Consider the following 25,185-nt stretch of genomic DNA (forward strand, 5'->3'; position numbering starts at 1 on the left):
GCATGAAGATTTTACATTCGGACAAATTGCGTACTTTTGCACAAATAAATTTCGAACATCTGTTTCTAACCACCAACAATATCTACATGAAACTTCTCTGGATTGACCTCAACAGTTCTTATGCCCATTCTTCGCTGGCATTGCCCGCACTCCATGCACAAATGACGGATGAAAACGACATACAATGGGAAGTTGTGTCGGCTACCATTAACGAGAACATTGGAATGGTGGTAGAAGAAATCTGCCGGCATACACCCGACATTCTGGCAGGAACCGCCTGGCTATTCAATCACGAACAACTGATGCATATCGCAGCGCGTGTAAAAGCTTTATTGCCTAAATGCTGCATCGCATTGGGTGGTCCAGAATTTCTAGGAGACAACGAACACTACCTGCGTTGCCATCCATTCGTCAGTTGCGTCTTTCGAGGAGAAGGTGAAGAGACAGTACCTCAATGGCTGGCTTGCTGGAATCGCCCTGAAGCGTGGAACAACATCGACGGCCTGTGCTATCTCGATACAGAAGGCCGATATCACGACCAAGGCATTGCCCGTGTACTCAACTTCGCTGAACTTGTACCGCCTGAAACGAGCCGATTCTTCAACTGGGACAAACCTTTCGTACAACTGGAAACCACCCGTGGATGCTTCAATACTTGTGCTTTCTGTGTAAGCGGAGGCGAAAAGCCGGTACGTACCCTCAGCATCGATGCCATTCGCCAACGACTGGACATCATCTATCGGCACGGCATTCGCAATGTAAGGGTACTGGACCGTACGTTCAACTACAACAACCGACGAGCCCAAGAGATGCTCGAACTGTTCCGTGAATACCATCCACACATCCGCTTCCACCTAGAAATACACCCAGCCCTGCTCACCGATGAGCTTCGTAGGGAATTAGCATGTCTTCCACAGGGATTGCTACACCTGGAAGCGGGTATCCAAAGCCTGCATGAAGAAGTGCTGGAAACAAGTATGCGAAAAGGGAAATTGGCCGATGCACTGGACGGCCTGAAATATCTCTGTTCCATCTCCAACATGGAAACACATGCCGACCTGATTGCCGGACTTCCCCGCTACCATCTGGAACAAATCTTCGAAGATATTCGTACGCTGGCCGACTATAAGGCTGGCGAAATCCAACTGGAGTCACTCAAACTCTTACCAGGTACCTACATGCGCCAGCATGCGGCCGAACTAGGCATCTGTTACTCTACCTATCCACCCTATGAAGTGCTTCGGACAAACGAAATCACAACAGCCGAACTACAAACTGCCCGCCGACTGTCTCGTCTGCTCGATGCCTTCTACAACACACCGGCCTGGCAAGAAGTGACCTGCCGACTGATATTGGACAAGGCGGAATTCTTACACCATTTTCTGAAATACCTGACCGAGGCCAACCTGATAGACCAACCGATGAGTCTGGAAAAGCGAGGACTGGTGCTATACAAATACGTCAAGCGCTTTGTACCCGAATATACTACCGCTGTAAGTATCGCCTGGATAGAAGCAGGCATGTCGTTGAAGAAGCTACCGGCCGAAAAGGTACGCACCAAACGTCAAATACCTCCTGCAACGTGGCAAATCATACAAGGTACCTACCACGAAAAGCTCCGTCTGTGCTTCCTCCCGACAGCAGAAGACGAAGGACACGGCTATTGGTTTGGATTTGAGTCGGAAATTCAGAAAGCAGCTCCCGTGTTCAAGGCACGTACCTGAGGAGCATAGGCAGCTTCCAGTTCCAATAGAAAATGCTTGGCTTCGAGCCCTCCAGCATAACCTGTAAGCCGGCCATTCCTGCCGATTACCCGATGACATGGAATGAAGATAGAAAGAGCGTTCTGCCCGTTGGCAGTCGCAACGGCTCGTACGGCACGAGGCATCGCCAACCGTTCTGCTTGAACGGTATAGGTACAGATTCCACCATATGGAATATTCAAAAGCTCCCGCCACACAGATAATTGAAACTCTGTACCTACGGGTAACAATGGCAGATCGAACACCTGCCGCCTTCCAGCGAAATATTCATCGAGCTGACGAACAGCCATAGTGAGAGTATCGTCCGACCCTAACCGATATTCCGCCTGAAGCAAACGGGCTACACGGTCTTCCACTTTTATCCTACAACGACTCTCCGTCCAATTGCACAAACAGAGTTTACCTCCCATAGTCCCTAAAAGCAAAACGCCACACGGAGACTCATATTCCTGAACAGTTATCCAATTTTTCATCGCTGACTGGGAAAAAATTTTTTTCTGACTGGGGAAAAATAAAAAAGGATGCATCGTCTTTTGACACATCCTTTTTTCTGAGCCTCTTGTCGGATTCGAACCAACGACCCCGAGATTACAAATCACGTGCTCTGGCCAACTGAGCTAAAGAGGCGGGTGGGTAAGCTTACTATATCGCGCCGCTACAACCAACTACCTTTGCTGCGGTCAAGCCCTGGAGGATTCGAAGGGAGCTGGCCGTATAGGACTTACCCGTTTTTGCGGTTGCAAAGGTAGGCATTTATTTTGATTCTGCAATACTTTTCCTTCTTTTTTTTGAATGAACGTTCAAATTTTACAGAAAGACAAAGGGTTACATACAAATATTATTTATACCTTTGCGCATAATTTCTAAAAGACCAAGATGACAGAAAACAAAAGCAGCATGCAACAATATGCAATGATTTTCGGCACCTATATGGGCCTGTTTTGGATACTGAAGTTTATACTCGTACCGTTGGGACTGACGTCCCCCTTCCTCCTCTTGCTTTTTATCTGCCTGACTATCTGTGTTCCCTTTATGGGATATTACTATACCAAGCTGTACCGTAACCGAGTTTGCGACGGAAGTATCACTTTCTTCCATGCTTGGCTGTTCAACGTATTCATGTATGTATGTGCTTCCCTGCTCACTTCGGCAGCCCATTACGTTTACTTCGCTTTCATCGACCAGGGCTATATCCTCAACACCTGCCGCGAAATGCTTGCCACGTTGAACCGTGAAGAGCTGCCCGGCATGGAAGAATATCTACGGCAGATGAAAGAAAACCTGGACATGGTGAGTTCATTAACCCCGACAGACATCGTACTGAAGATGCTAGGTAGCAACATCTACTATTGCACCCTACTAAGCATCCCGACAGCTCTGGTTGCTATGCGACGCAAGAAAGAAACACCTTATAATCCCCAATAACGAACTAATCGGATACATTAATTATGGATATATCAGTAGTCATCCCCTTATACAACGAAGAAGAATCGTTGCCCGAGCTCTACCAATGGATCGTTCGGGTGATGGACGCCAATCATTTTTCCTACGAAGTCATCTTCGTCAACGACGGTAGTACAGACCGTTCATGGCAGGTTATCGAAGATTTGAAGAAACAAAATCCTGACCACGTACACGGCATTAAGTTCCGTCGTAACTACGGGAAGTCACCCGCTCTGTTCTGTGGATTTCAAAAAGCCGAAGGCGATGTGGTCATCACCATGGATGCAGATCTGCAGGACAGCCCCGACGAAATACCCGAACTGTATCGCATGATTACGGCCGAAGGCTACGACCTTGTGTCTGGCTGGAAAAAGAAACGCTACGATCCCCTGTCGAAAACGATTCCCACAAAGCTCTTCAACGCTACCGCACGTAAGGTATCGGGCATCAAGAATCTGCACGACTTTAATTGCGGCCTGAAGGCCTACCGCCGCGACGTGGTGAAGAATATCGAAGTTTATGGTGAAATGCACCGCTATATTCCCTACCTGGCCAAGAATGCAGGCTTCAAGAAAATCGGCGAAAAGGTAGTCCACCATCAGGCACGCAAGTTCGGCAAGACCAAGTTTGGTGGGCTGAACCGTTTCTTCAACGGCTATCTGGACCTGATTTCTCTATGGTTTCTCTCGACCTTCGGCATCAAGCCCATGCACTTCTTCGGCTTCCTGGGATCACTGATGTTCATTTTCGGCTTCATTGCCGTCATCATCGTGGGCATCAGCAAGCTCTACTACATGCACAACGGCATGCCCTACCGGCTGGTAACCGACTCGCCCTACTTCTACCTGTCGCTTACGGCCATGATTATCGGCACGCAACTCTTTGTAGCAGGCTTCTTGGGCGAACTCATCTCGCGCAACGCCCCTGAACGAAACAAGTATCACATAGAGAAAACAATCTGACCCTATTATGAGAAAACTATTCCATTTCTTTCTGGCAGGCGTTGTGGCTTATGCCCTGGCCAGCCTGCTTTTTAGTTGTTCGGAAGAAGCTGACTGCTCCATGACCGACAACCGTGGTATGATCGTATGCAACGTCAGCCAGATAAATCCAGAAAATAACACGGCCATGAAGGATACGCTTGACTCGCTGACCGTCACGGCCGCAGGTACCGACTCTATCGTAGCCAACCGCCTGGCACAAGTTACGGTCTTTTCCCTTCCCTTGAGATATGCCGTAGACTCCACCGAACTTGTCTTCCACTATGTCAAGAAGGTGACCGATACCGTTGTCATCCGCCACACGAACAAACCTTATTTCATATCGATGGATTGCGGATACCAGATGCAACAAAGCATCACAAGCATCCGTTACACGCGTCACAACATCGACTCTATCTATATCGCAAACCCTGAAGCCAATATCAATGGAACGAAGAACCTTGAGATATTCTATTAGTCTGATAGTCTGCCTCTGCGTCGCCTTGACCCTGAACGCCCAAGTGAGCAGTACCAGCGGCACCGACAAACGGCCTGTGGCCCACAAGCAGGAGAAGAAGAAAGACAAGGACGTCCCTGTCTATCCACTCTTCAACGGCGTGGACCTGAGTGTAGACCTCTGGGGGCCAGGAAGCTACTTATTGGGAAGCGACAATCTGAGCATGGAAGTGGCCGCCGACGTCAACCTGAAGAACCGCTTCTTCCCCACCCTCGAAGTGGGCTATGGAAAGTCCGACACCTGGAGCGAGGATGGTATCCACTACAAGACTGGCGCTCCTTACTTGCGTGTCGGAATGGACTACAACACCTTCTATAAAAAGAAATTCCAGCACAAGCTACTTGTAGGTCTGCGCTACGCCGTGAGTAGCTTTTCGTACGATGTGCAAAGCCTTTCTGTAGACGATCCCATCTATGGTGGAGGACTGGGCAACCCCAACATCACCGACGGCATCTGGGGCGGTAACCTGCCTCCCTTCGACCATACCGGCATGAAGGGTACCATGCATTGGATTGAAGTATGCGCCGGCATTCGAGCTCATGTTTGGAAAGGTCTGTACATGGGCTGGGCTCTGCGCTACAAGTTCCGCCTCTCAGCCACGACAGGCGAATATGGCGATCCTTCGTATGTACCCGGTTATGGGACCTACGGATCGAATACGCTAGGCGTATCCTATACGATCACGTACAAACTACCTTTATAACGAAAAAACGTAAATTATGACTACGATTGAAATCTGGCTTCTGGCCGTCGGCCTGGCAATGGATTGTTTTGCCATCTCCATCGCAAGCGGCATCCTGCTAAAGCGTACCCTTTGGCGTCCGATGCTGATAATGGCCTTCTTCTTCGGGCTTTTTCAGGCATTGATGCCCCTCATCGGATGGGCCTGCGCTAGCACATTCAGCCACCTCATCGAAGACGTAGACCACTGGATTGCCTTTGCCATCCTCGCCTTTCTGGGGGGACGCATGGTGCGCGAATCGTTCAAGGAAGAAGATTGCCGACAAGACTTCGACCCTACCCGCCTGAAGGTGGTGCTCATGCTGGCCGTGGCCACAAGCATCGACGCCCTGGCCGTAGGCGTATCGTTCGCCTTCCTGGGCATGAAAAGCGTAACGACCATCCTGTCGCCTGTGGGCATTATCGGTTTCGTTTCGTTCGCCCTGTCTTTGATAGGGCTCACGTTCGGCATCCGCTTCGGATGTGGTTTTGCCCGACGCCTGAAGGCCGAGCGCTGGGGAGGCGTCATTCTCATCCTTATCGGCCTGAAGATACTCATCGAACATTTGATACAACATTATGGATAAGAAAACAAGAAGAAACTTCCTCTGGGTGGCCCTGCTCGTGCTGGGTACCATCTGGATACTGGCGCGCCACAACCAGCCCGTGCCCTACCAGAAAGACAACGGCCTGATATTCGGCACCATCTACAACATCACCTACCAGCATGCCTCCAACCTGAAGGCCGATATCGAAGCCGAACTCCACCGCTTCGACGGTTCCCTATCGCCCTTCAACGACACGGCCGTCATTACCCGCATCAACCGCGGCGAGGATATCGCAGGTGACACCCTGTTCTGCAACGTCTTCCGCCGAAGCATGGAGATTTCACACGAGACGGAAGGTGCGTTCGACATCACCGTCGCTCCCCTGGCCAACGCTTGGGGCTTCGGCTTCAAGAAGGGAGAATTCCCCGACTCGGCTACGGTAGACAGCCTGCGACAATTGGTGGGTTACGAGAAGGTGGAACTCACGGCCGACGGACACGTACGCCGTCAGGACGACCGAATGCAACTCTCGTGTAGCGCCGTAGCCAAAGGATATGCCGTAGACGTCATCGCCCAGCTACTTCGACGGAAGGGCGTGAAGAACTTCATGGTGGACATTGGCGGCGAAGTGGTGGTGAGCGGACAGAACCCGCAGGGCAGCCTGTGGCGCATAGGCATCAACAAGCCTGTAGACGACTCGCTCTCACTGAACCAAGAACTCCAGACGGTACTGACGCTGACCGACGTGGGCATCGCCACCTCGGGCAACTACCGCAACTATTATTATCACGAAGGCAAGAAATATGCCCACACCATCAATCCGCACACAGGCTACCCCGCCCTGCACAATCTGCTTTCGGCCACGGTCATCGCCCGCGATTGTATGAGCGCCGACGCCTATGCCACGGCCTTCATGGTGATGGGCTTGGAGCGGGCCAAAGCCTTCGTCGAGGCGCGTCCCGATCTGGATGCCTACTTCATCTATGCCGACTCTACAGGAAGCTACCAGACGTACATGACGGAGGGAATGAAACGCTACGCAGCAGAGGAATAGACATTACACGTATTTTTGCATAAAAAGAAAGCGATGCTTTTTGCTCGACAAAACTATGACTTGCCGAACAGAAAGCATCGCTTTCTTGTAGACACGGAACTGAAATGATTATCCTCCAAGTCTCCTTCGTCACTTGTAGAACACGAAGTACACCGCCAGCACCAGGCAGACAAAAGCGGCAAAATGATTCCAGTGCAACGCCTCACCCTTGAAGAAGACGGTGGTGAAGAGGGTGAAAATCATCAGCGTGATGACCTCCTGAATGACCTTGAGCTGCATCAGCGAGAAGGGACCGCCGTTCTCAACGAAGCCGATGCGGTTGGCGGGCACCTGAAAGGAATACTCGGCCAGGGCAATGGCCCACGAGAAAAGGATGACGGCGTAAAGCGGCCAGTTGGAAATGACCTTCATCTCCTGCAACTTCAGGTGGCCGTACCAGGCGAACGTCATGAAGATGTTCGACACGATGAGCAGGAGGATGGTGTAGAATGCTTTCATATCTATCAATATTAATTGTTACTATCAAATCTTGGGCGGGAGAAGCTCCTCCTGCACGTTCGTCATGCTGGCCCAAAGACTATAGCGCGCCTCAGGGTTCATCTCCTCTAGGCGGCGGAGGACGTCGCGCATGTCCGAACGGTGAGAATCGTGCTCGTAAGGGCAGTTCTTCACCTGCTTGCGGTAGGCGTGGGCGGCGGCCAGTGCCTCGAGGTCGGCCTCGTGTACCAGGCAGAGGGGACGGATGATGGTCATGTCGAACTTCTTCATCACCAGCCGCGGCGGCATGGTGGAGAAGGCGCCCTGGAAGGTCTGGTTCATGAGGAGCGTCACGAGGATGTCGTCCATGTGGTGCCCCAAGGCGATCTTGTTACAACCCAGTTCGTGGGCGGCGGTAAAGAGCTCCTTGCGACGGTTCCACGAGCAGAGAAAGCAGGGCGACTTGCGCGTGTCGGTCGAAGCGTCGAACTCCGCCTCACGCAGGACAAAGGGCACTCCCCTCTCCTCGCAGAAGGAGCGCAGGTAATCGGCATCGATACTATAAGGAATATTACGCATGGCCACGTGGACGGCGGTCAGCGTGAAGCGCGGACGGTAGATACGCGCACGACGAGCCAAAAGCTCCGTCAGGGCAAGCGAGTCCTTGCCGCCCGAAAGGCCTACGAGAAGGTGGTCGCCATCCTCAATGAGGCCATAGTCCACGATACCCTTCATCAGACGCCGCTCGATGCGGAGCATCAGTTGTTGTTCTTCCGTCCTTTTTGCCATAACCTTCGATTTGCGGGCGCAAAAGTAGTGCAAAAGAATGAATTGAGGAAGAAAAGGAGACGCGAAGGGATATTATTTGGGATAAATTCGTATCTTTGGACGCAAATGACCTATGACTTCCACATATGAAAAAGATATTCAAGAATTCGATATGCCTGTTCGGCCTGGCACTGATGCTGGGCGGCGCAGGCGCCTCGGCGCAAAGCCTGAACGAAGCCAAAGCCTGGTATGAGGCTGGGCAATATGCCGAGGCCAAGCCCGTGATGGAACGCTACTACAAATCGCAACCCTCGAACGGCAACTACAGCCTCTGGTACGGCGTATGCTGCCTGGAAACGAACGATCCCGAATCGGCCGTGAAACCCTTGGAGACAGCCGTCCGCCGCCGTGTGGCCAGCGGCCAGTATCACCTGGCACGCGCTTACGACCGCACCTACCGTTACGACAAGGCCGAAGAAGTGTGTACCGACTACCTGGACGAGTTGAAACGCCGCCGTCGCGACACGGCCGAAGCCGAACTCCTCCTCTCCGCCATCCACACCCACTCGCGCATGCTGAAGGGCGTGGAACGCGTGTGCGTGGTCGATAGCTTCGTATGCGACAAGCAAGACTTTCTCGAAGCCTACAAGATAGGGCCCGAAGCTGGTACCCTGAGCCGCTATGCCGACCACTTTGCAGACAACGGACGCACGGGCGGTACCGTCTACGAGAACGAGCTGGGCAACAAGCGCTACTATAGCGAGCTCCAGCCGGACAGCACCTTCGGCATTCTGAGTAGCGCCCGCCTCTCCGACGGATGGAGCAAACCCGTCCTCCTGCCGGGCAGCATCAACGAGGGCGTCAATGCAGGCTATCCCTTTGTCATGGGCGACGGTACTACCCTCTACTACGCCGCCGACGGCCCCGAATCGATGGGCGGAACCGACATCTTCGTCACTCGCTACAACACCAATACGGACACTTACCTCGTGCCCGAGAACGTGGGCATGCCTTTCAACTCGCCTTACAACGACTACATGTACGTCGTCGACGAATACAACAACCTGGGCTGGTTTGCCTCCGACCGCTACCAACCCGAAGGCAAGGTCTGTGTCTACGTCTTCATCCCCAATCCCTCGAAGCAAGTCTACGACTACGAGAACATGGACGAAGAAGCGTTGCGCCACCTGGCCGCCCTGAAGGACATCCGCCTGACGTGGACAGACACCACACTGGTGGACGAGGCACGCCAACGACTGGCCGCCGTGGCCGAAAATGACAAGCAGGTGAAAAAGCCCGTCCGCGACTTCGAATTCATCGTCAACGACGACCACACCTATTACCAGACCACAGACTTCCGCTCGCCTCAGGCCAAAGCCCTGTTCGACCAATACCGCCAGCTGGAGCAGAGTTTCCGCCAGCAACGGGAGCAGCTGGACAAGGCACGCCAAGCCTATGCCGACGCCGACCGCACGGAGCAGGCACGCATGGCACCCGCCATCCTCGACCTGGAGAAGCATGTACAGAAACTGGCCAGAGAAGCAGAGCAGGCCGCCAAAGCCGTCCGCAAAGCCGAACTGGAAGCTATCGGAATCCACTAACCCTTTATACGCTAAGCATATGGACATTGCCATCATCGCCGTGCTGCTCATAGCGGCCGTCATCCTGTTTCTGGTAGAACTCTTTGTCATCCCCGGCATCAGCATTGCGGGCATTCTGGCAGGAGGTTGCTACCTCTTTGCCAACTACTACGCCTTCACCCGACTGGGCATGACGGGCGGCTTCGTCACGCTGGGCATCTCGGCCGTAGCGTGCGTGGGTTCGCTCATATGGTTCATGCGCTCCAAGACGCTGGACCGCATCTCGCTCAAGACCGACATCCCTGGCTCGGTAGATCGCTCGGCCGAACAGAGTGTGCAGGTGGGTGATACTGGCATCACACAGACCCGCCTGGCCCTCGTAGGTCAAGCCAACATCGCCGGCCATCTGGTAGAAGTGACATCGGCCGACGGCTTTCTGGACGAAAAGACACCTGTCGTAGTAGTACGCATCACAGGCGGCACCATCTTTGTCAGCCGAAACGCGTAATTGTGATTTGTGATTTGTGATATTCGAAACTCAATTTGTCAACCTCTAAATAAGACTGAAAATGGACACAAGCTCTTTGTACCTGACCGCCTTCCTCGTCGTGGGAGGCATCATCTTTCTGATTCTGTTTTTCCATTATGTGCCCTTCTTCCTCTGGCTCTCGGCCAAGGTGTCGGGTGTCAACATCTCGCTGGTGCAACTCTTCCTGATGCGCATCCGTAACGTGCCTCCCTACGTCATCGTGCCAGGGCTCATCGAAGCCCATAAGGCAGGCCTGAGCAACATCACGCGCGACGGCCTCGAAGCCCACTACCTGGCAGGCGGACACGTCGAAAAGGTGGTACACGCCCTCGTGTCGGCCGCCAAGGCAAACATCGACCTGCCCTTCCAGATGGCCACCGCCATCGACCTGGCAGGGCGCGACGTCTTCGAAGCCGTTCAGATGTCGGTCAACCCCAAGGTCATCGACACTCCGCCCGTGACCGCCGTAGCCAAGGACGGCATCCAGCTCATCGCCAAGGCGCGCGTGACGGTTCGTGCCAACATCCGCCAGCTGGTGGGTGGTGCAGGCGAAGACACGGTGCTGGCTCGTGTAGGCGAAGGCATCGTTTCGTCCATCGGCTCGAGCGAAAGCCACAAGTCCGTGCTCGAAAACCCCGACTCCATCTCGAAGCTCGTGCTCCGCAAGGGGCTTGACGCAGGTACGGCCTTCGAAATTCTCTCCATCGACATCGCCGACATCGACATAGGCAAGAACATCGGTGCTGCCCTCCAGATGGACCAGGCCAATGCCGACAAGAACATCGCCCAAGCCAAGGCCGAAGAGCGTCGTGCCATGGCCGTGGCCAGCGAGCAGGAAATGAAGGCCAAAGCACAAGAAGCCCGCGCCAAGGTTATCGAAGCCGAAGCCGAAGTACCCAAAGCCATGGCCGAAGCCTTCCGCAACGGTAACCTGGGCATCATGGATTACTATCGCATGAAGAACATCCAAGCCGATACGGACATGCGCGAGACCATTGCCCGCCCCACTACGGGTGGAAGCAATACGCCGCTAAACAAATGAGATAAAAATAACAAGTAACCCATTTTTAAACCCATTCCGAATATGAAAAAATACTTTCCTTCTTCCGAACTGATCATCAACGAAGACGGCTCCGTCTTCCACCTGCATGTGAAACCCGAATGGCTGGCCGACAAAGTGATCCTCGTGGGCGACCCCGGTCGTGTGGCCCTCGTGGCATCCCACTTCGAGAGCCGCGAGTGCGAGGTAGAGAGCCGTGAGTTCCGCACCATTACAGGTACCTACCAGGGCAAGCGCATCACGGTGGTGTCAACAGGCATCGGATGCGACAACATCGACATCGTGATGAACGAGCTCGACGCCCTGGCCAACATAGACTTCCAGACGCGCGAAGTGAAGCCCCAGCTCCGCCAGCTCCAGGTGGTGCGCATCGGCACGTGCGGCGGCCTCCAGCCCAACACACCCGTAGGCACCTTCATCTGCTCGGCCAAGTCCATCGGCTTCGACGGCCTGCTCAACTTCTACGCAGGGCGAAACGCCGTGTGCGACCTCGCCATGGAACGCGCCTTCCTGAACCACATGGGATGGACGGGCAACCTCTGCGCCCCCGCCCCCTACGTCATCGATGCCGATGCCGAACTCGTCGAGCGCATCGCCCGCCAGGACATGGTGCGTGGCGTCACCATCGCCGCAGGAGGTTTCTTCGGTCCTCAAGGACGCGAACTCCGCATCCCCCTGGCCGACCCGCGACAGAACGAGAAGATTGAGCAATTCGAATACCAGGGCATGCACATCACCAACTTCGAGATGGAGAGCTCGGCCCTCGCCGGTCTGTCACGATTGCTGGGACACAAGGCCACAACCGTCTGCATGGTCATCGCCAACCGCCTCATCAAAGAGGCCAACACGGGTTACAAAAACACCATCGACACGCTCATCCAGACGGTGCTCGACCGCGTCTGAGAACAGAATACATCGTCAACAAAGAGAAAATGAACCAAGATACCATCTGCGCCATCGCCACCGCCCCAGGCGGAGCCATCGGCATCATCCGCGTGTCGGGCCCCGACGCCATAGCCATCACCGACCGCCTCTTCACACCTGCCTCGGGCAAACCCCTGGCAGAACGGGCCGCCTACACCCTGACCTTCGGCCAAATCCTCTCGCCCGCAGGCGAAGTGGTGGACGAAGTACTGGTCAGCCTCTTCCGCGCGCCCCATTCGTACACGGGCGAGGACTCGGTGGAAATTTCCTGCCACGGCTCGGCCTACATCCTCCAGCAGGTGATGCAACTGCTCATCGGCCAGGGGTGCCGTGCCGCAGGGCCAGGCGAATACACCCAGCGCGCCTTCCTCAACGGCAAGATGGACTTGAGCCAGGCCGAAGCCGTGGCCGACCTCATCGCCTCGACCTCGGCCGCCACCCATCGCATGGCCATGAACCAGATGCGCGGAGGCTTTAGCCGCGAGCTGGCCCTGCTTCGCGACCAGCTCCTGCATCTTACCTCGCTCATGGAGCTGGAACTGGACTTCAGCGACCACGAAGACCTGGAGTTTGCCGACCGCTCGGAGCTCGAGGCCATCGCCGCCCGTGTGGAGCAGGTCATCGCCCGCCTGACCGACACATTCAGCGTGGGCAACGCCCTGAAGAACGGCGTCCCCGTGGCCATCGTGGGCGAAACGAACGCGGGCAAGTCCACCCTGCTCAACGCCCTGCTGAACGAAGAACGCGCCATCGTGAGCGACATCCACGGCACCACACGCGACGTCATCGAAGACACCTTGAGCCTGGGCGGCATCACCTTCCGCTTCATCGACACGGCCGGCATCCGCCAGACCACCGACACCATCGAGAGCCTGGGCATCGAGCGGAGCTTCCAGAAACTGGAGCAGGCGGACATCGTCCTGTGGGTCATCGACGCCACCCGCGCCCGCGAGCAATACCGCCAGCTGCGTGCCGACATCCTGCCCCGATGCGAGGGCAAGCACCTCGTGCTGGTGCTCAACAAGGCCGACCTCCTGCCCTCGACCGACGCCCCTACGCCTGCGTTCGACGACCTGCCCGACAACGCCTTCGTCATGTCCCTCTCCGCCAAGCAGAAAGACGGGCTGGCCGACCTCCAAAAGCGGCTGGTGGACTTCGCCTCCCTGCCGGACCTGTCGCAAACGGACGTGGTGGTGAGCAACGTGCGCCACTACGAAGCGCTGACCCACGCCCTCACGGCCATCCACCGCGTACAGGACGGGCTGGCTTCGGGCCTCTCGGGCGACTTCGTGAGCCAGGACCTGCGCGAGTGCCTCCACCATCTGGGCGAGATCGTAGGCGGCACCATCGAGACGGACGAGGTGCTGGGAAACATCTTCAAGCACTTTTGCATCGGCAAGTAATTATCTGATTATCAATGAGTTAAATTGATTACAATCGATTGATATGGCGCTCTTTACGGGGCGCCTTTTTTGTTGCTCTACTATCAATATTAGTCATTTATAAGCTTTGTACATCATCTTTTTGTACCGTTTTTGTACCACGAAGCAAAATTCCGGCATTTTACGCTGGACAGATTGTGGAGTGAGTTTACGCCATTTTACAGAATTTTACGGGATTATACAGATTTTTGGGTGAAATAAAGCGAAATAAAATGAAAAGTAGAATTGAAATTAAAAGAATTTGTGCCTGGTGCGGTAAAGAATTTATTGCCTACAAAACGACGACAAATTGTTGTTCCCATAAGTGTGGAAACGCATTATATAAGAAACGTAAGCGTGATGCAGCAATAATTGCCAATAATAATTTAACTGAAAAAATTGTTACAGAAAAACCTATTGAGAAGATTAAAGACAAACCTTTTCTGACTATTACAGAAACTGCAATTTATCTTGGAGTAACAAGACCAACAATATATGGTTACCTTAAACGAGGCGATCTAAAAGCAACACGTATAGGAACTAAATTTCTTTTAAGCAAAGATGACATAAACAATATGTTTAATCATCCTGCAGATTTTAAGTTGCCACCTAAGGAAAAACAAGCAATCACAGAATTTTATACTACAGCTGAAATTATAGAAAAATTCAATGTTAGCGAATCATGGATATTTGTGATGGCTAAGAAAAATAAAATTCCCAAAACGTTCAATCGTGGTAAGACTTACTGGAGTAAAAAGCATGTTGATGCTTATTTTTCCTCGAAGGCTCCAGATGCAGACATTACAGAATGGTATAGTGTGCAAGAAGTACAGGACAAATTTCAAATGAGTCTTAATGCTATATACTCTTTTGTTTATAAAAATGTCATTCCGAAAAAGAAGGTTGGTATTACTGTATACTATTCAAAAAAGCACTTCGATATAGCAAAGGGAATACGTCAAGCTGAAGAACCCAAATACTATACAGTTCGAGAGGCTATGGAAAAATTCAAAATAACAAGAGACCAGCTATACCATTATACCAAGTATCATCAAATTCCCAAGATTAAAAAGGGAAAATATACTCTTATATCCAAACCTGAGCTCGATAATTTGTTCGAAGATCCTATCATTGAATAATCCCGGTATAAGTTATTTTCTGGTGTGGGTATTCACCAAGAAAACACCAGTTTAATTTGTACCGATAATAATAATTTATCAACCAAAAACATTAATCTTATGGCACTTACATGTACTAACGTAACATTGAGACAAAGAGTTATCAGTAACGGCAGAATTTCTCTCTATCTGGACTATTATCCGGCTATTCGCAATCCGTACACAATGAAAATGAGTCGCAGGGAATATCTTGGCATTTATATCTATGCCCGTCCTAAAAATGAGATTGAACGTGATTTCAACAATGAAATGCTGAGTAAGGCTGAAGCCATTCGTTGTATCAGAGTACAGGCAATCGTTAATGAGGAATTTGGATTTCTTGACAAGCACAAAATGAAAGCTGACTTCCTTGCCTATTTTCGTGAAAAAGCAAAACTGAAGTATCACAAATGGGACTGCGTTTACCAGCATTTTGAAAAGTTTGTAAACGGCTATTGCACTTTTGGCGATGTAACGGTGGAGCTTTGCCAGAAGTTTAGGCAGTATCTACTGAACTGTAAACAGATTCGTCATCCTAATATCAGTGTTTCGAGGAATTCGGCAGCTGGCTATTTTTCAACTTTCCGTGCATTACTGAAAATAGCTTATCAAGAGAAGATGCTACGTGAAAATCTGAATGACTTCATAGACAAGATTGAATGGAAAGAAGTCAAAAAGCAGTATCTCACATTAGCAGAAGTTAAGAAACTGGCGGCTACACCATGTAAGATTCCTGTATTGAAACAAGCTTCATTATTCTCCTGTATGACCGGTCTTCGTATCAGCGATATTTTACAGCTTACATGGGATAATATTGAAGTCGGTCCTGACAATGGCTATTACATCAGAATTTGTACAGAAAAGACAGAGACGGAAGCCACTCTCCCCATCAGTAACGAAGCATTGGAACTATGTGGTATTCCTGGTTCAGGCCGAGTATTTAAAGGACTGACCAGAGCTATGACGAATCAACCTCTCAAGCAATGGATTTCGGAAGCCGGAATCAAAAAACACATAACCTTCCACTGCTTCCGTCATTCGTACGCCGTCATACAAATCTCTTTAGGCACAGACATTTACACAGTATCAAAAATGCTTACTCACAAAAATGTTTCGACCACACAGATTTATGCTGATTTGGTCAATTCGAAAAAACGAGAGACAGCGAATAAGATTTCGTTGAAATAATATAACTCTTATCTTATCTATAACAGGTTATATCTGATAAATCTATCGGATATGACCTATTTTTATGTTTGCTTTATCTGACAGAATCGCTATCTTTGAAGAAAATTGAGTCTTTAAATGAATAACTACAGCTATGATAAAAATATATGGAATGGAAACTTGTCCGGATTGTACGTATGTAGAAGAGCAAGTAAAAGGTAATAACCAATATGAGGTCATCGATATTGGTCAACACGTAAGAGATTTGAAAGCATTCTTGAGATTACGGGATCATCATCCGGCCTTTGATGAAGCCAAAAGTGTTGGAGCCGTTGGAATTCCTTGCTTTGTATTGGAAGACGGTACGGTTACTTTGAATCCAGAAGATGCCGGATTACGTTCACGTCCTATTAATGAAGGAGCAACATGTAATATTGACGGAAGCGGTTGTTGATTATGGCACAAAAAATTCTTTTCCTTCATGGTTTCTTTGTATCAGGTACATGTATCCCAGCTCTTGCCTTGAAAGAATATTTCAGCGGTAAGGCAACAATCTTGAGTCCAGACTTACCCCTGCATCCACAGAAAGCTATCGACTTTATCCAAAGATTGTGCAACCAAGAACAACCTGATATATTGGTAGGAAACAGTAATGGCTCGTTTTTGGCACAGATAGTAGCATCTAAAAACAATATCCCTGCTTTACTCGGAAATCCCCATTTCGAAATGACAAGCTTCCTGATGGAACGTATTGGTTCGCATGAATACAAATCTCCACGAGCTAACGGAAACCAGCAGCTTGTCATTAACCAAACATTGATTGATGAATTCGCAGAACTTCAACAGCATCAATGGGACAATTGTCAGGTAGCTAACCAAGAAAATATATGGGGGATATTTGGTGAGAATGACCATCTGGCACACTTTGAGCCTTTATTTTTAATGCATTATAAATATTCATACCACTTTCTTGGCGGTCATACTCCAACAGCTGAAGAAGTACAAAAATATTATGCGCCATTAGCGGAACGATTATTGGAATTATAGCGTAACCTATCATATAATATAGAAAGAATACCACTTTTATTTATTATATGATAAGTTATAAATTCATGTCTTATATTCAATCCCATAAATTAATCCGCCCCTATTCCATCTGAACACGTCTTACTTTCCAATAATAATCAAACTATTTATGACAATTAGTGACGTTTGATGAAGTCTGATGTCACTCTTGTCATTTTCTGATAATACATAATCAATAAACATTACCTTTGCTCACGAACAGTTAAACATACGGCTTATGTATTTGAAGAAATTTGAATATTTTATTTTAGATTCTAGTGTAGCTGGAACATTACTTCTTATGGCACTTGCTATACGCATTGAAGCAATCAATGCAGGCTTTGATCAGTTCAGCTCAAATATTATTTTTATATCGGTCTTTATAATATCTACAGGATTATATATATCAATGCAAATTGCATTATATGAGATAATTATATATTTATGTCATCATAGCAAATCTTTGTCTATCCATGAACATCTTAATGATTCTGTGATTGCATCAGAACAAGCATTTATGGAATATGAAAAACTCCGTTCGAATACTATTATAGAACAGAAACGTACGAACTATAAAAAGCTAGAGTTAGTACATATATACATCCATCAAACGATGGCTGCTTATACAAGCCAAGAAAATCTTCAGCGCCTCTGTGCTTATATTTCAGATTTCTTTCAGGATAAAACTGCTATAGATATTATTCCTATAAAAGTAGATTCAAAATTGAAAGCTATAGATGTTATGCATTTGGGTTGGAACATAGGTAAAGCATTAGGTAAACGACGTTCATATACAGCAGAATTTATTAAAAAAGTATTTGCTGATACCATGAAAGAAAATGAAATCAACACGATAATCAAAAAGATGTCTCACTCAGAAACAGAATGCCTGATTAAATTAAATCCAGATATAATTCAATAAATCAGACTTTATATTCATAAATATTGCATCAACAAATATTAATCCTCAAAAGCAAAAACAGATTGTATGACAAAAGAACCTATCACATTCGACAAGCTTCCGCAGGCTGTAAGCTATTTAACAGAACAAGTAGAGAAAATTTATCAATTGGTTGAAACCCTACAACCACAGAGACTTGATCATCAGCATCAACTAATTGACATAGATAAGGCTAGCATACTTATCCAAAAATCAAAACCGACAATATATAGACTTGCTCGTACAGGTCTCATCCCAGCCTATAAACGTGGTAAAAAATTATATTTCTATGAAGACGAGCTCCTTAAATGGATAGAGGCTGGCAAAAAACAAAGCCAACCTCTATCCTATCAGGAACAATCCGCACAAATACTTAAGGGGATGAAACGCAAACCTAGAAATGGGGTTAATATATGATGTGAGCCTTTATCTAATAATATAGTTTGAGACAATTCTTTTTCTTTTCGTCATCATATCCTTGTTCAATAATGGCTGACGGATTTAAAATCTTAATTTCAAAATCTGTTCCTATTTTTAAAACATTTGCTTTTGTAATTTTTTTTCGTTTTGTAGCACTTTGAATACATCTGAATGTCTCGGGCATTTTACCAATCCTGTCTTCATATTCTTTCTGATATGATAATAATATGGATGTAATTTCATCATCAATCATTAATGATGAAATTAGTTTATTCGTATTAATTTCAATACCATTTTGTAACATCTGTGTGATTCTTCGGGAAGCTTTTGCCATTTCCATAGATTTTTCAGGATTTTCTTTGTTTATCCTTTGCACAACAGACGAACAAAAGTTCACGATATTCTCAGTATATTGAAAATCAGTAATTATATCTTTGACATATAGAAAATTGTTTGACCAATATCTACCGTCTTGCCGTACGGTTGATGTTTCTACTATTGAAATTAAGTATCCTTCATCTGGTTGAGTATTAAAAATTAAACATCCTTTATCTAAGTGTTTTGTGCTTAAACCCAAATGCGGCCTAATGAAGTATTCTCCATTTTCATAGGACACTGTTAAAAAACTGTCTTTAGCTTCTGTTTTAAGGAGTAAAAGCGCATCGATATTTTTATGCTCAAGAATGCAGTCTTTAATATAAATTACGTAGAACTCACCATTACTGATATCAGGGTGTATGCTTTGATCATAAAGATGTCTAGCAAGATTATTTGACTGTTTAACAATATTATCTTTATTATTAAATATATTGCGCACAAATCTATAAGAAAGATTCATATCTAGAGACTCGATAGAATCAAATTGACAAAATACATCAAACTTAAATGTATTTTTTATCAATGATGATATAAATTCTGATGCAAAAGAAACGTCATCTGCTCTAGTAGTAAATGTTATACCTTCCTCCTTAGTCTTATTACCAACTTTTTGTACTGTGGCAATAGTTGGAGTTCCTATTTTAATATCTGCTATCATTCGTAAATATATTTAGGTATTAATCCACCATCTTTAAATTTGTCAAATTTTTTAGCTGTATAAAAATACTCTAAATCATTCCAATATGTTTCATCAGCATGCTCTATTAATATAATCTGAAAATGATTTCCCTCATCACCAATAGTTTCTTTCATAAAATCATTAAGTAATTTAAAAGCTTTGATTAATTGCTTTTTATCATCACTATCAAGCGTATTTTTATCAGCATAATAAGGTATACTTGGCTGGTCAATAAAGAGGAATGATCCCACTTGTTTAGATTGGTGCATTATTATTGACCGATGAAGACCTAGAAAAAAACATAAGTGCAAGAACATATAGTTTGATTTGCTACCTACATTTCTAATAGAATACTCTTCTCCATTTTTTAATAATGAAACTCTGCGATCCTCATCATCATAACGCATAGTAGAATCTGGATAAGAATCCACCATACCATTTGTTGATTGAAAATATTTATTTATATATGCGTTCAATACTTCTTTTACATCATGAGGTAATAGGTTTATTTGCTTCAATTGATTTCTCAATGATTCAATCTCAGACAATTTATCTTGTTCCACACTTGGTTGATAGATGTCTATTTGTGGTTTTTTTAATTCTTTTATCCGATATTTAAGACTTATTGCAAGATTGAGCCATCTAGGATTCACAATAGTTTTACGAAGAACCGTTAACTTTTTTAGTTCATCCTCACAAGCTTTAAGCTCTTTCTTTAATTCTTCGTACCTTGTAGTAAAGTCAAAAGACAATTTAAGTTCTTCCTTTTCAGAAACTTTAATAGCCATAAGCTGCTTCTCTAATAAATCAAGAAGCTCGATTGTTTCAGGCGAGTTTATAACCTCATCAATATGTTTTCTTATATAGGAAATAGGGCGCAAGCTATCTTGAACTTTTACCCCTACATCCTTCTGCTTTTTCATTTCTACAAGTAAAGAATTATAAATGCTAAGTTTAGAATTAATATCATCTCTTTTCTTCTTTAATCTAGCCAACTTATTTGTATCTTCATCATTCTTAATAAGTTTATCATACTCTGATATAGCAAGTTGAATATATCGTTGTAATTTATTAGCATCTTCACGAAGGAATAAATCATTAGCAGAGACCAGATTAAGACGTAATGCATCATCATAAATAGAAATGAGACTTTCTCTATATTTTATCTCATCAGCCTGCGCTTTTTGATGCTTCTGCTGATATTGGAGTAAATCTTTTTCCGCTTTTTGAATTACAAGTTCCAAATCTTTCACATTATGACATCTAATACCATTGACATACTCTAATGCATAATCAAGAAAAGCATCGTAGCTCCTACTTATAAAAAAAGTCGTATCAAAATAAGTATTAGCAGATGAAATAATATCTTCTGTGAGATAATTAAATGGTAAAAAATGCCTAAATGTCATAGGATACTTTTTATGTCCAACTTTTGTTTCATGTTTAGGTACATTAAACATTGTTGTAAGCAAAGTTCTCATTTCTCCTATTGTATGAGTTGGAGTATATGGTATTGGATACTCTTTTTGGTTGCTCCAATATACATCTTGCGTTCCATTGCCTAAATATGGAGCTTTTCTGATTATAATATAACTTACTCCATCAAGATATAAATTCATACCATAGTATGCAATATTTTCATTTATAATATTCTCAACAATTGTTGGATTATCTGAGAGAAGAAGATAATCAATAATCCCAAGTATAGATGATTTACCAGTAGAGGAATCACCTGTAATAACATTAATTTTATTTGGTTCAAACGTATATGTTATTGTTCTTTTTACATCTTCATGAAAACCTTTGAACCACAATTTTATACTCGCAATATATAGATTCATAACTGAATATTTAATTTATTATACATCTCTTTAGTAGATAAATACTTACACATTTCAAATAGTATATCTGCATTTTTAAGAATGCGACCTAACCTTTTAGAGCCTAATCCATCGTCAGGAAAGGTTTGATCTATTAAACGCAACACCCCATCAGAGAAAGTAATTATGTTACTTTGTTTCAATATAACCACTGCATTCATGAAATATGGGCCAAAAGAAATTAGTTTACGAGATAATAATCCGCTTCCTTGATTCTTTATAGAATTAGATAATTTTTCAAAATCTGCGGACATCTGTATAATTTTACCTAGCTGCCCATCAATAAGAAGAGTACTTAAAAGATATGATAGAGCAATACTCATCTCCTTTTTTTTGAGAAGATGAACTATACATACCATAATTATAGCTTCATTATTATAAACTCTGTTCATCATTTCTTAAATTTATCTTTCCAATCACGATGCCAGCCTATTAAAGGTAATTCGGGAATTATATTTGTAGCGGAATTTGAATAATAATATATACATCCTTCACTTAAAAATTCTTCTAACTGATTACCCGCCAGCGAGAATTCTTTATTTCGCATTTCATCAACTGTATTACACCCTGCATCACATAATTCTTCATTAGTTGATTCTAATGTGATTTTACGATGTTTAGAACGATAACAACTACTCCAAGCCGAACAAACATTCTGTGTCAACTTGTTTACATCATCAGGAATAAAAATATCATTATTGTAATATTCATGAAGATTATTGTTGAAACATAACCATTTTGTAGTTAATTCCGCTATCCTGTCCAACTCATTTTCTTTAGTATCACCAATTAAAAAAAGTTGTTTCATAAACAGTAAATCACGAGGTTCCCCATTAAAATCTTGGAAACTATAGTCTGTCCGAAAATGAATCTTCTGACGGCCAATATCAAGTATACTTTGATATCGCTCTGTGAAAATCTCTCCAGTATATGAAACCGCTTGTCCGCTCTCTATATATTCTATAGAATCATCCCTTAATTTTGTCATTAATTGCTCATAAACCCAATCAACACGATTACAGTTCAACCCAAAACGATTACTCATTATTTTCTTTATTTTCTCTTTCAACTGACCTGGAGTTTCTGATACAAAAATTTGATTACAAAAATCTGTAAAATAGGTTTTATCAAGTAGTTCTTCAATTACTTTTGAAACGTCTAGTCCCTTCTTTTTTTGTTGAGAATCAGAGTTGACTATATCAGATTTCTCTCTTTCAGATTCTTTAATAGCTATAATAGCCGATTTTAAATTCTCAACAGATTTTGTCTCTTTATAAGACTCAATTGCCTTAACAAAAGTATTTTTAGAAATAGCTTTATTTGTCACCAAATGAAATTCTGAATCTGTCAAAAAAGCTGGTTGATCATCAATAATTTTCATCCAAATAGAGATGGTTTTCCATAAATCTACATCGCGGTCGCTTAGATTAATAGTTTCCTTTTTTTTGTTTTTACGAATGCTGTGTTTTATTTGGTATAATTTTATCTTATCTTCTGACTGAACATCAACGTCATCATGATATTCAAAGCTAATAGTTACTTCTTCATCGACTTCTTTTAACAGCATTAGTATAAAATAATTCCATTGATATTCAAAAGCTGCAAAAATATCTGCAGCAGAACGCTTACTTTGCTCTTTAGAAGGTGCAACAATACTCATGATATTTTATTATTAACAATATTATGGCTTTACAACTATCAATGAGTTGTATAAATAGGAATTTCATAAGATATAATCAATATTATTATTTACATTAATTTTTCATTTGTTTTGATATTAATTATAACACTTTGACTAACAGTGCAAATATATAAAAAACTTTATAATTTATGACTTTAATCTGCAAATCCTATATATACAAAAATTAAAGAGAATAACTTTATAAAATTATACCATTATTTCATTTCTTACAGCAAATATCGCCCTTTGCCACTGACTGTGCAAGGCGGCCCTGTCGGGCTGGTTGGCTGGAAAAAAATCATCCTCGCTTCGCTCCGATATTTTTTTCCGCCAAGCCTTGCACCGGTCATTGGCAAAGAACAGCCGGGCCAGTAAGAAATTGAAATACTGGCTCTACGGAGCCGGTCATGTCTAATTTAAATAAAAGAATATGACTGAAAAAGTTGGAAAGACGGTATGTGAAGGTACAGTAGCAGACCTCATGAAGGACAAGACCGGAAAACAGACGGTTGTCACGTTGACAAGAAAGAATGCTTACCGAGTGAAAAAAATCAGAGAACAAGGGACGGATGACGAAGCCGTCCTTTTTCATTTCCGTAAACGCTGTACGGGAATGGGTTCCTATGTACACACAATCGAAGCGGCAGACGGAGAAACAGAACTTCATCCGTCTGAATTTGAAAAATGGGAAGCTGTGGAATTCCTGTATCCCGGCTATCTGGAAGACCTGCTTGATGCTGCATACAACGCGTACAGATGGAATTCTTTCGAACCTGAAGCAAGGGCGGAAACAGACATCATGCAATATGAAAAACAACTTGTAGAGGATCTGAAACAGATTCCGGAAGAAAAGCAGAACGAATATGTCAGTGCATACCATAGCAAGTTCTCCGCCCTGTTGAACAGTCTCTCACGATGTGCCAGTCCGATGGTGACAGGGCCTGCCAAATTCAACTGCCAGCGCAACAACAAGGCCTTGGATGCATACCAGAACAGATTTGATGAATTTCATGACTGGCGTAACCGCTTCAAGGCAGCCATGGAAAGAATGAAAGAGGCTGCCAAATCGGAAGAACAGAAGCAGGAAGAGGCATGGAACCGTCTGAAGCGTGACATTACAAGCAGCGCACAGACCATTCATGATATTGATACCGGTAAAGCAAGAGGATACAGCCGTGCCCTGTTCGTCAGCAGTATCCTAAATAAAGTAAGCACCTATGCAGGAAAAGGAGAAGTGGAAATCGTACAGAAAGCGGTGGACTTCATTACAGACTTCAATGCGCAATGCAAAAAACCGGTTATCACTCCACGGAACCGTTTCTTCCAACTACCGGAAATGGCACGCCAGGCCAGACTGAAACTTCAGGAAATCAGAGAACGGGAAAACCGTGAACTAAAATTTGAAGGCGGAACGCTGGTATGGAACTATGAGGCAGACCGCCTGCAAATCCTGTTTGACAGTATTCCGGATGACCAGAGGCGCAAGGAACTGAAATCATACGGTTTCAAATGGTCACCGAGATACCAGGCATGGCAACGGCAACTTACACAGAATGCCGTATATGCAGTCAAAAGAGTGTTGAACCTTCAAAACCTATAAGACATGAAAGACCGATTGAAATATGTAATCGATTCCCGCTACTTCGACGGAACATGCCTGACAAGTATGAGTGACGGATTCCATAATGACTATGGTGGGGAAACAATCGAAGAACTGCGCATACGGGAAAACAATCCCTATCTGAAAGCCGTAACACCTTCTGATATAGACAAGAAGCTGCGGCTATACAATCAGTCCCTGTCCGAACCGTTCAAGGAAATCACCGAAGAAGACTACTATGACCTGCTGGATGTACTGCCACCCTTGCGCATGAGACAAAACTCGTTCTTTGTGGGAGAACCGTATTACGGAAATATGTACTCTTTGGAAAAGCCAAACAAATTTGACCCCTTTGGCCAAAAAGAATCTGCCCACCTTATTTATCATACGATTGCCCCTTTAAAAGTCCTGGTGATGGGGGTCAATTTTATTTT

The 25,185-nt window shown here is 45.6% G+C and carries 26 protein-coding genes, 1 tRNA gene and 1 pseudogene; 20 read left to right on the forward strand and 8 right to left on the reverse strand.

Features of this window, described 5'->3' with window-relative positions; translation table 11 throughout:
- Window positions 1–86 precede the first annotated feature (86 nt).
- Window positions 87–1,724, forward strand: coding sequence for a B12-binding domain-containing radical SAM protein (locus HF894_RS10470; RefSeq protein ID WP_204972249.1), 1,638 nt, complete (start codon window positions 87–89; stop codon window positions 1,722–1,724).
- On the opposite strand, the gene HF894_RS10475 is transcribed toward HF894_RS10470, so the two are convergent.
- Together HF894_RS10475 and HF894_RS10480 are read right to left on the reverse strand one after the other, a co-directional pair.
- Window positions 1,688–2,236, reverse strand: coding sequence for a methylated-DNA--[protein]-cysteine S-methyltransferase (locus tag HF894_RS10475; protein WP_204970131.1), 549 nt, complete (start codon window positions 2,234–2,236; stop codon window positions 1,688–1,690). The two genes, HF894_RS10470 and HF894_RS10475, sit on opposite strands and share 37 nt — an antisense overlap.
- An 80-nt stretch (window positions 2,237–2,316) precedes the next feature.
- A tRNA-Thr gene (locus tag HF894_RS10480) sits at window positions 2,317–2,390 on the reverse strand.
- A gap of 249 nt (window positions 2,391–2,639) precedes the next feature.
- Here HF894_RS10480 and HF894_RS10485 point away from each other — a divergent pair.
- From HF894_RS10485 to HF894_RS10510, 6 genes are read left to right on the forward strand one after another with little or no spacing between them, the layout of a single operon-like run.
- Window positions 2,640–3,188, forward strand: a complete 549-nt coding sequence (locus tag HF894_RS10485; RefSeq protein WP_204970130.1) for a DUF4199 domain-containing protein — start codon at window positions 2,640–2,642, stop codon at window positions 3,186–3,188.
- A gap of 23 nt (window positions 3,189–3,211) precedes the next feature.
- A complete protein-coding gene (locus HF894_RS10490) occupies window positions 3,212–4,168 on the forward strand; it encodes a glycosyltransferase family 2 protein (protein WP_021848662.1) in 957 nt (318 codons plus the stop codon).
- Between the two features lie 7 nt (window positions 4,169–4,175).
- Window positions 4,176–4,664, forward strand: coding sequence for a DUF6452 family protein (locus HF894_RS10495; RefSeq protein WP_075317785.1), 489 nt, complete (start codon window positions 4,176–4,178; stop codon window positions 4,662–4,664).
- Entirely contained in the window at window positions 4,633–5,406 is a 774-nt protein-coding gene (locus HF894_RS10500) for a DUF6048 family protein (protein WP_204972215.1), read from the forward strand. Before HF894_RS10495 ends, HF894_RS10500 begins: the two co-directional genes overlap by 32 nt.
- Before the next feature lie 16 nt (window positions 5,407–5,422).
- Complete coding sequence (locus HF894_RS10505; RefSeq protein ID WP_204972217.1) at window positions 5,423–6,010, forward strand: manganese efflux pump MntP; 588 nt, start codon at window positions 5,423–5,425, stop codon at window positions 6,008–6,010.
- On the forward strand, window positions 6,003–7,025 hold the full coding sequence (locus HF894_RS10510; RefSeq protein WP_021847274.1) for an FAD:protein FMN transferase: 1,023 nt from the start codon (window positions 6,003–6,005) through the stop codon (window positions 7,023–7,025). Before HF894_RS10505 ends, HF894_RS10510 begins: the two co-directional genes overlap by 8 nt.
- Window positions 7,026–7,154: 129 nt before the next feature.
- On the opposite strand, the gene HF894_RS10515 is transcribed toward HF894_RS10510, so the two are convergent.
- Both HF894_RS10515 and HF894_RS10520 read right to left on the reverse strand, forming a co-directional pair.
- Window positions 7,155–7,523 carry a DMT family protein gene (locus HF894_RS10515; RefSeq protein WP_021847275.1) on the reverse strand — a complete coding sequence of 123 codons (369 nt, stop codon included), beginning with the start codon at window positions 7,521–7,523 and terminating at the stop codon, window positions 7,155–7,157.
- Between the two features lie 24 nt (window positions 7,524–7,547).
- A complete protein-coding gene (locus HF894_RS10520; protein ID WP_204972219.1) occupies window positions 7,548–8,291 on the reverse strand; it encodes an ATP-binding protein in 744 nt (247 codons plus the stop codon).
- A gap of 125 nt (window positions 8,292–8,416) precedes the next feature.
- On the opposite strand from HF894_RS10520, the gene HF894_RS10525 reads away from it, so the two are divergent.
- The 11 genes from HF894_RS10525 (at window position 8,417) to HF894_RS10575 (ending at window position 18,530) form a co-directional block, all read left to right on the forward strand.
- On the forward strand, window positions 8,417–9,871 hold the full coding sequence (locus HF894_RS10525) for a tetratricopeptide repeat protein (RefSeq protein WP_204972221.1): 1,455 nt from the start codon (window positions 8,417–8,419) through the stop codon (window positions 9,869–9,871).
- 19 nt (window positions 9,872–9,890) lie between these two features.
- Window positions 9,891–10,358, forward strand: coding sequence for an NfeD family protein (locus HF894_RS10530; RefSeq protein ID WP_204972223.1), 468 nt, complete (start codon window positions 9,891–9,893; stop codon window positions 10,356–10,358).
- Between the two features lie 61 nt (window positions 10,359–10,419).
- Window positions 10,420–11,421, forward strand: a complete 1,002-nt coding sequence (floA, locus tag HF894_RS10535) for a flotillin-like protein FloA (RefSeq protein WP_075317789.1) — start codon at window positions 10,420–10,422, stop codon at window positions 11,419–11,421.
- A gap of 42 nt (window positions 11,422–11,463) precedes the next feature.
- Complete coding sequence (locus tag HF894_RS10540; protein ID WP_204972225.1) at window positions 11,464–12,342, forward strand: nucleoside phosphorylase; 879 nt, start codon at window positions 11,464–11,466, stop codon at window positions 12,340–12,342.
- Window positions 12,343–12,371: 29 nt separating this feature from the next.
- A complete protein-coding gene (mnmE, locus tag HF894_RS10545) occupies window positions 12,372–13,766 on the forward strand; it encodes a tRNA uridine-5-carboxymethylaminomethyl(34) synthesis GTPase MnmE (RefSeq protein ID WP_204972227.1) in 1,395 nt (464 codons plus the stop codon).
- Between the two features lie 251 nt (window positions 13,767–14,017).
- On the forward strand, window positions 14,018–14,923 hold the full coding sequence (locus HF894_RS10550) for a helix-turn-helix domain-containing protein (RefSeq protein ID WP_204972229.1): 906 nt from the start codon (window positions 14,018–14,020) through the stop codon (window positions 14,921–14,923).
- Between the two features lie 99 nt (window positions 14,924–15,022).
- Window positions 15,023–16,129, forward strand: coding sequence for a site-specific integrase (locus HF894_RS10555; protein WP_071149436.1), 1,107 nt, complete (start codon window positions 15,023–15,025; stop codon window positions 16,127–16,129).
- A 133-nt stretch (window positions 16,130–16,262) separates the two neighbouring features.
- The gene (locus tag HF894_RS10560) at window positions 16,263–16,562 is read left to right on the forward strand and encodes a glutaredoxin-related protein (protein ID WP_118400706.1); all 300 of its coding nucleotides are present in this window, start codon (window positions 16,263–16,265) and stop codon (window positions 16,560–16,562) included.
- A gap of 2 nt (window positions 16,563–16,564) precedes the next feature.
- Window positions 16,565–17,155: a YqiA/YcfP family alpha/beta fold hydrolase gene (locus HF894_RS10565; protein WP_204972232.1), complete on the forward strand. Its 591-nt coding sequence runs from the start codon at window positions 16,565–16,567 to the stop codon at window positions 17,153–17,155.
- A 256-nt stretch (window positions 17,156–17,411) separates the two neighbouring features.
- A complete protein-coding gene (locus HF894_RS10570) occupies window positions 17,412–18,095 on the forward strand; it encodes a hypothetical protein (protein ID WP_204972234.1) in 684 nt (227 codons plus the stop codon).
- A 66-nt stretch (window positions 18,096–18,161) separates the two neighbouring features.
- Entirely contained in the window at window positions 18,162–18,530 is a 369-nt protein-coding gene (locus HF894_RS10575; protein ID WP_204972236.1) for a helix-turn-helix domain-containing protein, read from the forward strand.
- Window positions 18,531–18,543: 13 nt separating this feature from the next.
- Here the strand turns inward: HF894_RS10575 and HF894_RS10580 are convergent, their stop codons facing one another.
- From HF894_RS10580 to HF894_RS10595, 4 genes are read right to left on the reverse strand one after another with little or no spacing between them, the layout of a single operon-like run.
- On the reverse strand, window positions 18,544–19,569 hold the full coding sequence (locus HF894_RS10580) for a nucleoid-associated protein (RefSeq protein WP_246593216.1): 1,026 nt from the start codon (window positions 19,567–19,569) through the stop codon (window positions 18,544–18,546).
- The gene (locus HF894_RS10585; protein WP_204972238.1) at window positions 19,566–21,431 is read right to left on the reverse strand and encodes a DUF3732 domain-containing protein; all 1,866 of its coding nucleotides are present in this window, start codon (window positions 21,429–21,431) and stop codon (window positions 19,566–19,568) included. The genes HF894_RS10580 and HF894_RS10585 overlap by 4 nt, the downstream gene beginning before the upstream one ends.
- Window positions 21,428–21,865, reverse strand: coding sequence for a hypothetical protein (locus HF894_RS10590; protein ID WP_246593217.1), 438 nt, complete (start codon window positions 21,863–21,865; stop codon window positions 21,428–21,430). Before HF894_RS10590 ends, HF894_RS10585 begins: the two co-directional genes overlap by 4 nt.
- Window positions 21,862–23,130, reverse strand: a complete 1,269-nt coding sequence (locus HF894_RS10595) for a dsDNA nuclease domain-containing protein (RefSeq protein WP_204972240.1) — start codon at window positions 23,128–23,130, stop codon at window positions 21,862–21,864. Before HF894_RS10595 ends, HF894_RS10590 begins: the two co-directional genes overlap by 4 nt.
- Window positions 23,131–23,581: 451 nt before the next feature.
- On the opposite strand from HF894_RS10595, the gene HF894_RS10600 reads away from it, so the two are divergent.
- Window positions 23,582–24,751: a hypothetical protein gene (locus HF894_RS10600; RefSeq protein ID WP_204972242.1), complete on the forward strand. Its 1,170-nt coding sequence runs from the start codon at window positions 23,582–23,584 to the stop codon at window positions 24,749–24,751.
- A gap of 3 nt (window positions 24,752–24,754) precedes the next feature.
- Window positions 24,755–25,185, forward strand: a pseudogene (locus HF894_RS10605) (hypothetical protein); the annotation flags it as partial.

It is taken from the genome of Caecibacteroides pullorum (genome assembly GCF_019239235.1).
In the GTDB taxonomy this organism is placed as follows: domain Bacteria; phylum Bacteroidota; class Bacteroidia; order Bacteroidales; family Bacteroidaceae; genus Bacteroides; species Bacteroides pullorum.